This window comes from Xenorhabdus aichiensis (genome assembly GCF_028598775.1).
Lineage (GTDB): Bacteria > Pseudomonadota > Gammaproteobacteria > Enterobacterales > Enterobacteriaceae > Xenorhabdus > Xenorhabdus bovienii.
Genome location: NZ_JAQRFO010000006.1, coordinates 1 through 14,568, shown reverse-complemented (window position 1 = coordinate 14,568; position 14,568 = coordinate 1). Strand labels below are relative to the sequence as shown.

Genomic DNA, 14,568 nt, shown 5'->3' with positions numbered 1-14,568 from the left:
TCTTGGGGGGCTTTATGCCCCCCAAAATGTCAGGAGATAAAACAATGGCAAGAGAATTCAGTCGAACTCAGCGCGTTGCACAGGAAATGCAAAAAGAAATTGCCATCATTTTACAGCGCGAAGTTAAAGATCCCCGTATCGGTATGGCAACAGTCTCTGGTGTTGAGGTTTCCCGTGATCTGGCTTATGCCAAAGTATTTGTAACTTTTCTGAATGTGCTGGTCGAAGGGCAAGATTCGGAGATGGTCAACGGGGGCATTAAGGCCTTGAATGAAGCTTCTGGTTTTATTCGTTCCTTGCTGGGCAAAGCCATGCGTCTGCGTGTTATCCCCGAACTCACGTTCTCTTACGACAGCTCTCTAGTAGACGGAATGCGCATGTCGAACCTTGTCACTAAAGTCGTGAGAAACGATGAGCAGCGTCGTGTTTCTGCGGATCACAACGAGGAAAAGTGATGGGGCGTCGTCGTAGGGGCCGTGCGATACACGGCGTATTGCTGCTGGATAAGCCGCAGGATATTTCCTCTAATGATGCGTTACAGAAAGTAAGGCGGATCTTCAATGCCAGCAAAGCGGGCCATACGGGCGCGCTAGATCCACTGGCTACCGGAATGCTGCCAATTTGCCTTGGTGAAGCGACCAAATTTTCCCAGTTCCTGCTGGATTCTGACAAACGTTATCGGGTAATTGCCCGTTTGGGACAGCGCACAGACACTTCGGATTCACATGGAAAAATCATTTGTGAACGTGAAGTGCAGATCACCGAGCCCCAGCTTGCAGCCGCATTGGATACATTCCGTGGTGATACTATGCAGATTCCTTCCATGTATTCTGCGCTGAAACATCAGGGAAAACCGCTGTATGAATATGCCCGTCAGGGAATTGAAATTGAGCGGGAAGCGCGTCCGATTACCGTTTACGAATTGCAGTTCATTCGCTGGGAAGGTGATGAGCTAGAGCTGGAAATACACTGTTCCAAGGGAACGTATATCCGTACTATCATTGATGATTTAGGCGAGCTATTGGGCTGTGGTGCGCATGTGATTTATCTGCGCCGTTTGCAGGTTGCCAATTATCCCACTCATAGAATGGTGACACTGGAACAGTTGCATGAATTAAAAAAACAGGCTGAAGAGCAAGAGATTGATGCGGGAGAATTGCTCGATCCATTGTTATTGCCAATGGATACAGCGGTCGCACATTTTCCAGTTATTCAGTTGGCATCAGTCGTTGCTGCTTATTTTAAGCAGGGGCAGCCAGTTCGCAGTAAACACAGTTTAACATCCGGTGAATGGGTGCGAGTCACTGAAGGGGATGAAAACAAATTCATCGGCATCGCAGTGATTGATGATGATGGTCTGGTAGCTCCGCGTCGTCTGGTGGTAGAAACAGAACAACTATAAAAACCAATCGCATAAATTGTGTGTGGTTTAAAACAGGCAATTTGGCACAGATAAGAAACAGACAAATTGTACTGGAGCATGGAAATGGTGATCACTGGGCTGTCTTGCGCTTCCCCTATTTGCAGCGTAGAATAGCGCGTCTATATATGAGTTGCTGAATTAGAGATTGGCACTCATGATTTTTAATTTATATTTGGAGTTATACTATGTCTCTAAGTACTGAAGCAAAAGCGCAAATCGTTGCTGAGTTTGGCCGTGGCACTAACGACAGTGGTTCTAGCGAAGTTCAGGTTGCCCTGCTGACCGCTCAAATCAACCACCTGCAAGGCCACTTTTCAGAGCACAAAAAAGATCACCACAGCCGTCGTGGTCTGCTGCGCATGGTTGCACAGCGTCGTAAGCTACTGAACTACCTGAAGCGTAAAGATCTTGCACGTTACACTGCACTGATCGAGCGTCTGGGACTGCGTCGCTAATTGATGAGTTTCAGTGAAAAGGGGCCTAATAGGGCCCCTTTTCTTCTAGGAAGCGAAGCGGGAAGCGGAACGTTAAAAACTTAAGTTCTGTTTCTGAAATTTTAACCTCTTCCGCTACAGGGACTCGCGCGGCTAATGAGAGTGCTTAAGGGAATTAAGTGTTGTCATTAGTCGTGAGGGTGTAGCAAAAAGAGAATGTCTATTGTTGCTGATATTTAGAGTCGGCAACACTAACCAAGGAATATGATTTTGCTGAATCCGATTGTTCGTAAATTCCAGTATGGTCAGCATACCGTGACCATTGAAACCGGCATGATGGCTCGTCAGGCGACAGCAGCCGTTATGGTAAATATGGATGACACTGCGGTATTTGTTACCGTTGTTGGCCAGAAAAAAATGAAAGCAGGTCAGGATTTCTTCCCACTGACCGTTAACTATCAGGAGCGTACTTACGCTGCTGGTCGTATTCCAGGAAGTTTCTTCCGTCGTGAAGGCCGTCCAGGTGAAGGCGAAACCCTTGTTGCCCGTTTGATTGACCGTCCTCTGCGTCCACTGTTCCCAGAAGGTTTTCTGAACGAAGTTCAAATCATCGCGACAGTTGTTTCTGTTAATCCACTGGTGAACCCTGATATCGTTGCCATGATTGGTGCATCCGCTGCACTGGCACTGTCAGGCATTCCATTCAATGGCCCAATTGGTGCTGCACGCGTCGGTTACATCAACGATCAATACGTGTTGAACCCAACCAGTGATGAACTGAAAAACAGCCGTTTAGATTTAGTGGTTGCGGGTACAGCAGGCGCGGTACTGATGGTCGAATCTGAAGCGGAACTGTTGACTGAAGAGCAGATGCTGGGTGCCGTTGTCTTTGGTCACGAACAGCAGCAGATTGTGATTGATCACATCAATGCATTAGTTGCTGAAGCGGGTAAAGAGAAGTGGGACTGGGCACCAGAATCTATCAACCAGCCACTGCATGATCGCGTTGCTGAACTGGCAGAAAGCCGTCTGGGTGATGCTTACCGTATTACCGAAAAACAGGAACGTTACGCTCAGGTTAATACCATCAAAGAAGAAGTTTCTGCGATTATCGTTGCAGAAGCGGCAGAAAAAGGTGTTGAACTGGAAGCATCAGAAGTTCTTGACGTGCTGTCTGTTCTGGAGAAAAACGTCGTTCGTGGCCGTGTCCTGCGTGGTGAGCCTCGCATTGACGGCCGTGAAAAAGACATGGTTCGCGCGCTGGACGTTCGTACTGGTGTACTGCCACGTACTCACGGTTCATCCCTGTTCACCCGTGGGGAGACTCAGGCGTTGGTTGCAGCGACACTGGGGACTGAGCGTGATGCCCAAGTTATTGATGAACTGATGGGCGAGCGTGCCGATCGCTTCCTGTTCCATTACAACTTCCCTCCGTACTCTGTTGGTGAAACGGGTATGGTCGGCTCACCAAAACGTCGTGAAATTGGTCACGGTCGTCTGGCGAAACGTGGTGTTCTGGCTGTAATGCCAACCGCCAACGAATTCCCATATACTATTCGCGTAGTTTCTGAAATTACCGAATCTAACGGTTCTTCTTCTATGGCTTCTGTCTGTGGTGCTTCACTGGCACTGATGGATGCTGGTGTACCCATTAAGGCTGCGGTTGCTGGTATCGCTATGGGTCTGGTGAAAGAAGGGGATAACTTTGTTGTTCTGTCTGATATTCTGGGTGACGAAGATCATCTGGGTGACATGGACTTTAAAGTCGCGGGTAGCCGTGATGGTATCAGCGCATTGCAGATGGATATCAAAATTGAAGGTATCACCAGCGAAATCATGCAGGTTGCTCTGAATCAAGCTAAAGGTGCTCGTCTGCACATTCTTGGCGTGATGGAACAGGCTATCCAAAGCCCACGCAATGATATCTCTGAATTTGCGCCACGCATCCACACCATTAAGATCAATCCAGACAAAATCAAAGATGTGATTGGTAAAGGCGGTTCAGTGATCCGTGCGCTGACAGAAGAAACTGGCACAACCATCGAAATCGAAGATGATGGTACTGTGAAGATTGCAGCCACTGACAGTGATAAGGCCCATCACGCTATCAGACGTATCGAAGAGATTACTGCTGAAGTTGAAGTTGGCCGCATTTATAATGGTAAAGTGACCCGTATTGTTGACTTCGGTGCGTTCGTTGCTATTGGTGGTGGCAAAGAAGGTCTGGTACATATTTCTCAGATCGCAGACAAGCGTGTTGAGAAAGTGACAGACTATCTGCAACTCGCTCAGGAAGTGCCTGTCAAGGTACTGGAAATCGACCGTCAGGGCCGTATTCGTCTGAGCATGAAAGAAGCTGTGACCAATACCACTACCGATGAAGCACTACAATCACCGGAATCATCAGTAGAATAAATTTGACGTAAAGAACGGCGTCCTGTAAAAAGGGCGCCGTTTAGTCAATTTTGGGCAGGACGCCTGAAATATACAATGTGGGTGGAGTAACAGGGCATTCTGATTAATGTCTGACTTCGGGAGTAGGAAATGAATTCTTTTCTGCGCTGGTGTTATGTTGCGGTTATCTTTCTCCTTGTGGGATGTAGCAGCACTGGATGGCGTAAAGATGAAATGATTGCTATTCCATTACAACCGACATTGCAACAAGAGGTTATTCTGGCTCGTATGGAACAAATACTTGCCAGTCGCTCGCTTACGGAAGATGAGTATGCACAGCTTTTATATGAGAGAGGTGTGCTGTATGATAGCCTCGGGCTGAGGGCACTGGCGCAGAATGATTTTTCAGTGGCTTTGTCTATCCGTCCTGATATTCCTGAAATTTTCAATTACTTAGGGATTTATTTTACGCAGGCAGGCAATTTTGATGCTGCCTATGAAGCGTTTGATTCTGTTTTAGAGCTTGATCCAACTTACAACTACGCGCGAATGAATCGCGGCATTACACTGTATTATGGTGGCCGCTATCGTTTAGCGCAGGATGATCTGCAGGCGTTTTATCAAGACGATCCAAATGATCCCTTCCGTTCGTTGTGGTTGTACCTTGTGGAAGATAAAATCGATCCCAAGGTTGCAATGACCAATTTGTCACGCCATTTTGACAAAGCGAACCGGGGGCTATGGGGCTGGAATATTGTTGAGTTCTATTTAGGCAAAATCAGTGAGAAAACACTGATGGATCGCCTGAAGGAGAATTCATCAGATAACACTTCGCTCGCTGAGCATCTCAGTGAAACTGACTTCTATTTAGGTAAGCATTACCTAAGTCTGGGGGATGAGGATAACGCGGTTGCGTTATTCAAGCTGACGGTAGCTAACAATGTCCATAATTTTGTTGAGCACCGCTATGCATTGTTGGAATTAGCGCTTCTAGGCCAGAGACAAGATGACCTATCGGAATCGAACCAACAATAGCTGACGAACATTTTCATGACAGATTTTAAAGTCCACATCTTGATAGGTGGGGGCTTGTTTGTTCGTTTAATAACATAATTTGAGCCAGTTCACATTTTAAATGAAAATGACAGAAATTCTTTTCACTGTGTTATGTAGACTGGCCGCCACGATTAATGAGGCACCATTACATGACCACTGAGACTGAAATCTCTTTTGCTGATTTAGGTTTATCAGCACCTATTCTTGCTGCACTGGGAGACATGGGCTATGAGAAGCCTTCTCCTATCCAACAACAATGTATTCCTCACCTGTTAAACGGTCGTGATGTGCTGGGTATGGCACAGACCGGTAGTGGTAAAACTGCAGCATTTAGCTTGCCTTTGCTGCACAACATTGATGCTGAGCTTAAAGCCCCACAGATCCTTGTGTTAGCGCCAACCCGTGAGCTGGCGGTACAGGTTGCCGAAGCATTTTCAGAATTTTCCAAGCAAATGCGCAGTGTAAACGTTGTTGCACTCTACGGTGGACAGCGTTATGACGTGCAATTGCGTGCACTGCGTCAAGGGCCACAGGTTGTGGTAGGCACGCCGGGTCGTCTGCTGGATCACCTGAAGCGTGGTACTTTGGATCTGTCCAACCTGAAAGGTCTGGTACTGGATGAAGCCGACGAAATGCTGCGCATGGGCTTTATCGAAGATGTTGAGAACATCATGAGCCAGATCCCTGCTGAGCACCAGACTGCCTTGTTCTCAGCAACTATGCCTGAAGCGATTCGTCGTATTACTCGTCGTTTCATGAATGATCCACAGGAAGTTCGTATTCAGAGCAGTGTGACTACTCGTCCAGATATCAGCCAGAGCTACTGGTCTGTACATGGCGTGCGTAAAAACGAAGCACTGATACGTTTCCTTGAAACAGAAGATTTTGACGCTACGATTATTTTCGTGCGTACCAAAAATGCAACGCTGGAAGTAGCAGAAACCCTGGAACGTCATGGTTATAACTCTGCGGCATTGAATGGTGACATGAATCAGGCGCTGCGTGAGCAGACACTGGAACGTTTGAAAGATGGCCGTTTGGATATCCTGATTGCGACAGATGTAGCGGCTCGTGGTCTGGATGTTGAGCGCATCAGTCTGGTTGTGAACTACGATATCCCAATGGATGCGGAATCATATGTACACCGAATCGGCCGTACTGGTCGTGCTGGTCGTGCTGGCCGTGCTCTGCTGTTTGTTGAAAACCGCGAGCGTCGTCTGCTGCGTAACGTTGAACGTACCATGAAACTGACCATCCCGGAAGTTGAACTGCCGAATGCAGAACTTCTGAGCCAGCGTCGTCTGGAGAAATTTGCGGCTAAGGTTCAGCAGCAACTGGAAAGCAGCGATCTGGATCAGTATCGTGCACTGTTGTCTAAACTGAGCACTAACGATGAGCTGGATATAGAAACGCTGGCAGCGTCACTGCTGAAAATGGCACAGGGTGAGCGCCCACTGATTCTGCCACCAGACCCAGTTCGTCGTCCTCGTCGTGAATTCAATGATCGTGATGACCGTCGCCGTGATGGTTTCAGTAGTCGTGAAAGAAATGACAGAGGCGATCGCGGTGATAGAGGCGATCGTGGTGACAGAGGCGACAGAGCTGACCGTGGTGACAAAAGTGATCGTCCGCGCCGTGAACGCCGTGACGTGGGAGACATGGAACTGTACCGCATTGAAGTGGGTCGTGATGATGGTGTTGAAGTGCGTCACATTGTTGGTGCAATCGCCAACGAAGGTGATATCAGCAGCCGTTATATCGGTAACATCAAGCTGTTTGCTACTCACTCCACCATTGAGCTGCCAAAAGGAATGCCGGGGGATTTATTGTCTCACTTCACACGTACCCGCATCCTGAACAAGCCACTGAATATGCAGTTGATGGGTGATGCACAACCGTTTGAACGTCGCGAACGTCGTGGCGGTGGTAGTGGTCGTACTGGTAACGGTAGCAACGCTAGCAACGGTAGCACTGGCGGTAACGGTAGCAACGGTGGAAATGCTCCACGTCGTGATCGTGAGGGTTTTGGTAATGGTGGCCGTCGTTTTAGCACTGAACGCCGTGGCGATCGCGCTACTAATTCCCGTGGTCGTAGTGGTGATGAGAGCAATAGCGCACCACGTCGTCGTCAAAACAGCGGCAACGCATAAGCTTATAAGACACAGTGCATTGAAATAATGCCTTGAAGATAAAGCCCCTTTTCCTAATAGAGAAGGGGCTTTTTAATATTGAAGTAACATTAACATTTAAATTTCATCAATACTCATCAGCCTATGTTCAGCATATTCTTGGCCTCGATATCTGAAAGTAAGTGTTCACTTTGATGGATAACGACTTTCTTCGCTCTGAGCCTGAAACTAGCATGAGTCATTTCTAACAGCACTCGTTCTTCTACGGAACAGAGTCCCCCTTCGCTTTGATCCAGCGGGTGGATAAGTACCCGATGTTTTCGCCCGAAAAATTTATTAATCCCTTTCATAAAACCATGCTGATTGAGCAATGAGCGCAATTGTAATTCCGCATTATAAAAGTCGCCGACCAGTAAACGGGAAGAGCTGAAATTGCCTTCAATGGTCAGTTCTCGCTGATTATTGAGGTTTTTCAGGATCATTTGGTTTGTTTTAATTTTGAGATAGAAATCAGCCAAAGCTTATCCTTTGTTTAATTTTTTTAATGGTGAAGACATTATGCCCGGAAATATGCCCGGAAATATGCCCGGAAAAATGATTAATTTAACCCCAGAACTTCTTTTAGTGGTTTTAAATACCGGCGGCTGACTGGAATACGCTCATTATTTCGTAACACCAGTTCTGCCTGTCCATTCTCTCCAAAAATGATTTCCCGCAAATGAGTCATATTGACCAGATATTGACGATGGCAGCGGGTCAAAGAAGTCCGGGTTTCTAGCGTGCGCAGGGTTAACTCGGTAAAACCTTCCTGTTCATTGGCGCTCATCACATAAACCCCACTCAGGCGTGAGGTGACATACAGCACCTCATCCAGCTGCATCAGCCATATCCGGCTGTGCCCTGTACAGGGAATATATTTAAGCGGCTCATCTTCCTGTTGCAGATCTGCCAGATTTTGCTTCTGATAGCCTGAGCGCAGCCGCTGTAACGTCTTGCTCAGACGCTCCTTTTCCAGCGGTTTCAGCAAATAATCAAATGCGTGTTCTTCAAAGGCTTGCACTGCATATTCATCAAAGGCAGTGAGAAAAACGATATAGGGGCGATGCTCAGGATCAAGCAGCCCCACCATTTCAAGCCCAGTAATGCGGGGCATCTGAATATCAAGGAAAACCACATCCGGTTTCAGGCGATGGATAGTACCAATCGCTTCCACTGCGTTGGCACACTCACCGATGATTTGAATATCCGTTTCCTCTTCTAGCAGGCAACGCAGATTCTCACGAGCCAGTGGCTCATCATCAACAATCAATACATTCATACTTACACCGCTTTGTCAGCTTCTTTTTCCAATGGTAAACATAAAATGACACGGGTAAATTTTTCTGGTTGGCAATCAACACGCACACCATAGCGCTTACCATAGCGAAGCTGAAGACGTTTATCTACCAGACTCATTCCAAGTCCATCTCCCATTTTTTTTAGACAATAAAGTCCTGCATTATCTTCAATCTCAACCAGTAATAAATTAGCTTCCTGATGGGCTCGGATCGTAATTCGGCCTGTATCCAGTAACTGTGAAGTGCCATGTTTAATGGCGTTTTCTACCATGGGTTGCAGGGAAAAAGCGGGCAATTTTGCGCTGCGCAGGGATTCAGGTATTGCTATGGCAATTTGGAGACGCTCACGGAAACGGGCTTTCTCTATTTGTAAGTAAGCATTCACATGCTCTATCTCATTTTCCAGCGTGGCAATTTCCTCTGGTCGTTTCAGATTCTTGCGGAAAAATGTTGAAAGATATTGCACAAGCTGCCCGGCCTGTTGGCTATCCCGCCGGATCACCGCCTGTAACGTATTTAAGGCATTAAATAAAAAGTGAGGATTTACTTGCGCGTGAAGTAGCTTTACTTCTGATTGCAGCAAAGATTGCTTGTTCCGTTCGTATTGTCCGGCAAGAATTTGGGCAGAAAGCAGGCTGGCGATGCCCTCACCTAATGTACGATTGATTGAACTGAATAGGCGATTCTTGGCTTCATAAAGTTTGATGGTGCCAATCACCTGTTGATTTTCTCCCCGTAAAGGGATCACCAAAACCGAGCCGAGTTTACAGATTGGGCTGAGAGAGCAGCAATAGGGCGTTTCATTACCATCGGCATACACGACTTCATTATTTTCTATCGCACGATGTGATTGCTTGGAAACAATGTGAGTGCCAGACAAATGGTGATCGGAGCCGATACCGATAAACGCCAGTAATTTTTCCCTGTCGGTGATTGCAACCGCCCCGATCTCTAACTCCCGATAAATAACCTTTGCTACGCGCATACTGTTATCCTCATTGAACCCTTTACGCAGTATCCCTTCTGTACAGACGGCGATTTTCAAGGCTTGGGCAGAGAAGGCGCTGGTATATTTTTCAAAGATGGCGCGCCTGTCGAGCAGTATCCGAATGAACATGGCCGCTCCGATGCTATTGGCAATGATCATAGGAGCGGCGATATTTTTCACCAACTTAAGAGCATCACTGAACGGATTGGCAAGCAGCAGGATAATGCCCATCTGGATACATTCAGCCAGGAAGGTGACGATGGCGGCAGTCCACGGATTCAGCAGTTTATTGATTTGCCCTCGCTTCAGCAGATAACTGTGCACAAGGCCGCCAAGTATGCCTTCTACAATAGTGGACACCATACAACTAAATGCGGTCATTCCACCGAGGGAATAGCGGTGCAATCCCCCAGTGAATCCTACCATAGCACCGACCGCCGGCCCGCCGAGAAATCCACCCAGTACAGCACCGATGGCGCGGGTATTGGCAATGGAATCATTGACACTCAATCCAAAATACGTCCCCATAATGCAAAAAATGGAGAAAATGACATAACACATCAGCTTATGTGGCAAGCGAACGGAAACTTGCAGCAGGGGGATAAACAGAGGCGTTTTACTCAGCAGCCAGGCGATAACCAAATAGACACACATTTGCTGAAGTAGTAACAAAACAAGATTAAATTCATGCATATTTTTCTATTTTCATTGCGTGATTAATTTTTATAAATAAATTTTGAGCGCCATTATCAAAGGTTGAATTTAAGCCCGTCAATAGGACATTGGGAAGAGAAAGTCATTCTGTTGAGAAGATAGAGGGTGATCCGCCCCTTTGAGAGGCGGATTTGTATGTCAAATATTCATTGTTTTACTGGCGGCAAATGACATAGTCGCTGACAATGTTGTCCTCGATGGGATGTGCTATTCCATTGTCTATATTCACGGCAATATGCACTTTGTTACCCTCTGCTGGCGTTGAAGAACGATAGGAGCGGTGTTGTGGCCAGCCGTGCAGATCGTGCATTTCATTTGCCGAATATGCACGATACAGGCTCTGCAAATCCTCTTGTGTTGGCAAATGGGCATGTATTTTTCCGCAGTACCATTTAGCTCCTCCGTAAACCCGACGTGGCCATATTTCACCGCTTTCAAAAAATGTGGCCATCCCTTTCATATTTCCTTTCAGTTCAACTTGCAACTGGGGGCGCATAAAGACAGCGCCATTGGCACCCACTACTGATTCGGACATATGTCCCCAAAAGTTTGCCAGAGGGGTATCGGGGCTGGTCGGAACGGTAAAGATGAGATCCTGAGTTTTAGGTTTTGCAGAACCATATGCTGTTATCTTAAGAGAGGTTTTTACACCGTTCCCGTTTGGATCGGTGACAGGAATAGACAGCACGCCCTGCTCATCTGTCACGCCTTGATAGAGAGCAGGTTTGCCGCCTATCAGCAAGGTAATCGTCTGAGGTTTATTCTGGCGGTTTATTGCTTGGGTCGCTTGCACCTCAACGGCCACATTTCTGACGGGTTGCCCGTGTTTGAATGTCTTTACGGTCAAAGTGATTGCGTTGCTTTTTTTAGTATTATCAGTATTCACTGTGGCAGCGATATCATCCGCAATCCCTCTGACTTTTCCGCCTTCACTGCCGCCGTGAGTACGGTTGCCACTCTCTTGGCTCATGCTGGTATTAACAATCATAGTATTCCCGATGAGTCCAAGGCCATTTTGTGCCTGCACTGCAACGGCTTTTACCCGGCCTGCATCTGACAGTTCCAATGCATAGTTAGGGAGCTTGCCTGATTCGACGATCGTATGACCGTTGGTAATATCGATATTACCTTTGTCACCCCATACATAGCGGGATTTATCCACTTTTTCGCCACCATTGGGGTTAAAGGTATAAGTTGCACTCAATTTTTGCCCGATTTCCAATTTACCAACAATAGTTAGATTTTTGACAAACGGTGCGTCAGGATGCACAAATGTGATTTTTAATGGCTTGATATGAACTCCATCCACTTCAGGCGTAATTTTCAGTATCCCTATTTTTTTGCCGGCCGTGAGTATGGCTTCATAGACACCTGATTGAGTTTCTTTTATTTTTCCGATCGTCGGATCGCTGCCTTCTCCACTCAACTGATTAGTAACCCATTTGATATCGCCGGCAACATCACGGATTGGCTTACCATTTTTATCCTCTAAGGTTAATTTCAGCATGGTGGTGGCACGGTCATCAGCCAGTAGTTCATTATCTTTTGCTGTGAAAGTGGACTTATTGTCACGTACTGCGGCTGGCAGCACCTGTACTTGAGTTTCTACCCGCTGAGAAGCATTGCCGTGCTCATCATAGGCCACGGCACTGAGAATATAAGTATTGTTGCCCTGATGGTGGTATTCCGGCAGAGTCAGCAGATAGTGAGAGCCGCCTTGGCGCTCGATCTCACCCCCATCGGCAAACAGGTTTACGGCTTCCCACTGAATATTTTTCAAACCATATTTACTGTCCACGGTAAGGTGAAGTGGCTTGATATCACCAGCATGTCCGGTAATCAGGCTGTCCATTGTGAGGCGGATAATTTCACGCTTGCGGTATTCCAGCACAATCTGGTTATTGCGATCGACCAGATCATAGCGACTGCCTTGCAGGGTGCGCTTGAAATCCGTGGCATCGGGATCAATTTGTTTCTCCCACGGTGTCCCTATTTCATAGTTCAACTCCATATTGAACTGGGTTTCGCCACCACCGGAAGTACTCTGCTTTCGATCAATGCCGAAAGTCAGCAATGGGATCGGCGTATAATTAATTCCTACGGTAAAGGCAGAAGGATCTTTCTGGCGATGATTTTGATTGATTAACCCAACTTCATCCCCGAAGTAATGTTCATACATCAACTTGCCGCCGAGTTGTGGCAAAGCAGGTACATAGCCCTGAACCCGCAGGTCAAAGCCATTAGCCGGGCGCTCATCATAGTCGGTCAGAAGGGAGGATTCTTTCCAATTGCTTAAGCGGAAGTAACCATTAGCACCCAGTTTCAAATAATCTCGGGCATACTCAGCCCCAAGCCCCAATCGGGTATTCTCTCCGGTAAAGTCATGGTCAAAAAAGGCGTTATATCCCAGCATGCCGCTGTCAAAGAAACGGCGTTGCCCAACACCGAGATTGACCGTATTGCGTTTATCCAGCCGACGCAGGCCGAATTGGGTGAACGTCAGTTGGTTCTTTGTATCATACAGAGGGAGTAGCATATCAAGCTGACTGCCATCTAATCGGCCACGATCACTTATATTGGCCTGTACCCGTGCGGTGCCGTAGTGTCCCAGCCAATTCTGAATCTGCTGATTGACTTCACTGACTGCGAAACCGTTCAACTGGATTTTTGCGCTATTGCTGATGTTGTTACTTTTCAGCACATCGCCAACGCGAATAGCGGCATTAGATAGACGGCTATTTGTCCCATCTTTGCTATCAGATTCGTCTAACGGAGAATAATTAAAAGGTAGAAACTTATTGAGGCGAGGTCGGGGTATATCAATTTCATCACCGATACCCAATGTTGAAAAGGGTTTGCTAAAGGTACGCAATTGATTGATTTTTTTAAGATCATCGACGGTTAAGCTATAACGTTTAGCTACTATATCGATTGTTTCCCCGGATTTCAGGATATAAGGCTTTGTTGGTAGCGCCGTCAATTGTTGATCGTGAGAAGTCGTATGCGTTTTGGCTGTGGCGATAATGGGGGTAAATGCACCTGCTACTGGAAACGCAAGTTGGACGATAATGTTCACCCAAGCCATTCGTTTCAGCAGGGGATGCTGATTCTGCGGCCACGACTTATCGAATTTTCTGTGCATAGCTATACCTATAACAATAAAAAAACATCAGGTAATGACGGAATAGAATGATAACCACACGACATTAGCTGACTTGATACATCATAAGGCAGTTAACAAAATCTATTAATTAGTTAATGATTAGGTTATTTGGCTGATATATGTCTTATATGTAGATTTTTATTCCAACATAAAATCATTTTTTGATCAATATAACTTTCATTAGCAAACATATTAAATATAATGGAAATCAATAAGCAGGATTTGAGGCTTTATCAAGAGTATATTTTGATAATAAAGAAATGGGTTATTTAAATTAATTAAATAAAAACATATAGTTATATATTAATTGCTCAATTGGATCGGTATCTTGGATAGGATAAAATAAAAACAACTTTAAATATAAACAAATATGATCAATTAAATCAGTGTTATTAATTGCTACTAATTTTCGTTTTTATTTTCATTTACCAATGACAAGTAGCCCAATTTTGTCTATGAGTTGTTCTATTTGGCGCATAGGTAAAATTATTTTTTTTATCTCTCGCGATCAAATAATGAGCATTGCGTTATTTTTGAGATCAAAAAATAGACAAAAAATAACATTGATAATTTATTATGTAAGCATGGCTACACTGTTCATCACTCTTTACAATTATTTATTGTGCTTTTTGTGATTGAGATTTTATTTATATTCTGCAAAATTTCACACAGGTCATATAATTACTAAAGCTAAAAAGTTTGACATAATAGATCAAAAAATGATCTCCAAACCATTATTTACTGATGCTCATTGATCAGAGGGAAGTTTATTGCCATAAAACGGAAAACATAAAAATATTTTTGTTGTGCCGACATTCTGCTTGAGCAGAATGTATTAAATTAAAGTAGTGCTGGGTTCGTTTTATTGGAGATAGTCATGAGAAAATACATCACACAAGACGAATGGAATCGTGTTTTTTCTGTATTAAA

The 14,568-nt window shown here is 45.7% G+C and carries 11 protein-coding genes; 7 read left to right on the top strand and 4 right to left on the bottom strand.

The window, feature by feature from the left end:
• Positions 1-44 precede the first annotated feature (44 nt).
• From rbfA to PSI22_RS04375, 7 genes are all read left to right on the top strand, one after another.
• Entirely contained in the window at positions 45-455 is a 411-nt protein-coding gene (gene rbfA / locus PSI22_RS04400; protein WP_273578752.1) for a 30S ribosome-binding factor RbfA, read from the top strand.
• Positions 455-1,402 (top strand): tRNA pseudouridine(55) synthase TruB, encoded by a 948-nt coding sequence (truB, locus tag PSI22_RS04395; protein WP_273578751.1) that lies wholly within the window; start codon positions 455-457, stop codon positions 1,400-1,402. The genes rbfA and truB overlap by 1 nt, the downstream gene beginning before the upstream one ends.
• A gap of 206 nt (positions 1,403-1,608) precedes the next feature.
• Positions 1,609-1,878: a 30S ribosomal protein S15 gene (gene rpsO, locus PSI22_RS04390; protein ID WP_012986980.1), complete on the top strand. Its 270-nt coding sequence runs from the start codon at positions 1,609-1,611 to the stop codon at positions 1,876-1,878.
• A 249-nt stretch (positions 1,879-2,127) separates the two neighbouring features.
• Positions 2,128-4,272 (top strand): polyribonucleotide nucleotidyltransferase, encoded by a 2,145-nt coding sequence (gene pnp, locus PSI22_RS04385; RefSeq protein WP_273578750.1) that lies wholly within the window; start codon positions 2,128-2,130, stop codon positions 4,270-4,272.
• A gap of 129 nt (positions 4,273-4,401) precedes the next feature.
• On the top strand, positions 4,402-5,286 hold the full coding sequence (gene nlpI / locus PSI22_RS04380) for a lipoprotein NlpI (RefSeq protein ID WP_273578749.1): 885 nt from the start codon (positions 4,402-4,404) through the stop codon (positions 5,284-5,286).
• 100 nt (positions 5,287-5,386) lie between these two features.
• Positions 5,387-5,467, top strand: a complete 81-nt coding sequence (locus tag PSI22_RS21680) for a hypothetical protein (RefSeq protein WP_489981664.1) — start codon at positions 5,387-5,389, stop codon at positions 5,465-5,467.
• Positions 5,457-7,457 (top strand): DEAD/DEAH family ATP-dependent RNA helicase, encoded by a 2,001-nt coding sequence (locus PSI22_RS04375; protein ID WP_273578748.1) that lies wholly within the window; start codon positions 5,457-5,459, stop codon positions 7,455-7,457. The genes PSI22_RS21680 and PSI22_RS04375 overlap by 11 nt, the downstream gene beginning before the upstream one ends.
• 116 nt (positions 7,458-7,573) lie before the next feature.
• Here PSI22_RS04375 and PSI22_RS04370 read toward each other — a convergent pair whose 3' ends face one another.
• The 4 genes from PSI22_RS04370 to PSI22_RS04355 form a co-directional block, all read right to left on the bottom strand.
• The gene (locus PSI22_RS04370) at positions 7,574-7,954 is read right to left on the bottom strand and encodes a hypothetical protein (protein ID WP_273578747.1); all 381 of its coding nucleotides are present in this window, start codon (positions 7,952-7,954) and stop codon (positions 7,574-7,576) included.
• 80 nt (positions 7,955-8,034) lie between these two features.
• Positions 8,035-8,754 carry a two-component system response regulator BtsR gene (gene btsR / locus PSI22_RS04365; protein ID WP_273578746.1) on the bottom strand — a complete coding sequence of 240 codons (720 nt, stop codon included), beginning with the start codon at positions 8,752-8,754 and terminating at the stop codon, positions 8,035-8,037.
• A 2-nt stretch (positions 8,755-8,756) separates the two neighbouring features.
• The gene (locus PSI22_RS04360) at positions 8,757-10,454 is read right to left on the bottom strand and encodes a sensor histidine kinase (RefSeq protein ID WP_273578745.1); all 1,698 of its coding nucleotides are present in this window, start codon (positions 10,452-10,454) and stop codon (positions 8,757-8,759) included.
• 175 nt (positions 10,455-10,629) lie between these two features.
• The gene (locus tag PSI22_RS04355; protein WP_273578744.1) at positions 10,630-13,617 is read right to left on the bottom strand and encodes an inverse autotransporter beta domain-containing protein; all 2,988 of its coding nucleotides are present in this window, start codon (positions 13,615-13,617) and stop codon (positions 10,630-10,632) included.
• Positions 13,618-14,568: the final 951 nt, after the last annotated feature.

What these genes read in the sequence shown, in the direction of transcription:
- rbfA (WP_273578752.1), top strand. Translation starts at nt 45, where the DNA reads ATGGCAAGAGAATTCAGTCGAACTCAGCGCGTTGCACAGGAAATGCAA.
- truB (WP_273578751.1), top strand. Translation starts at nt 455, where the DNA reads ATGGGGCGTCGTCGTAGGGGCCGTGCGATACACGGCGTATTGCTGCTG.
- rpsO (WP_012986980.1), top strand. Translation starts at nt 1,609, where the DNA reads ATGTCTCTAAGTACTGAAGCAAAAGCGCAAATCGTTGCTGAGTTTGGC.
- nlpI (WP_273578749.1), top strand. Translation starts at nt 4,402, where the DNA reads ATGAATTCTTTTCTGCGCTGGTGTTATGTTGCGGTTATCTTTCTCCTT.
- PSI22_RS21680 (WP_489981664.1), top strand. Translation starts at nt 5,387, where the DNA reads ATGAAAATGACAGAAATTCTTTTCACTGTGTTATGTAGACTGGCCGCC.
- PSI22_RS04375 (WP_273578748.1), top strand. Translation starts at nt 5,457, where the DNA reads ATGACCACTGAGACTGAAATCTCTTTTGCTGATTTAGGTTTATCAGCA.
- btsR (WP_273578746.1), bottom strand. Translation starts at nt 8,754, where the DNA reads ATGAATGTATTGATTGTTGATGATGAGCCACTGGCTCGTGAGAATCTG.
- PSI22_RS04360 (WP_273578745.1), bottom strand. Translation starts at nt 10,454, where the DNA reads ATGCATGAATTTAATCTTGTTTTGTTACTACTTCAGCAAATGTGTGTC.
- PSI22_RS04355 (WP_273578744.1), bottom strand. Translation starts at nt 13,617, where the DNA reads ATGCACAGAAAATTCGATAAGTCGTGGCCGCAGAATCAGCATCCCCTG.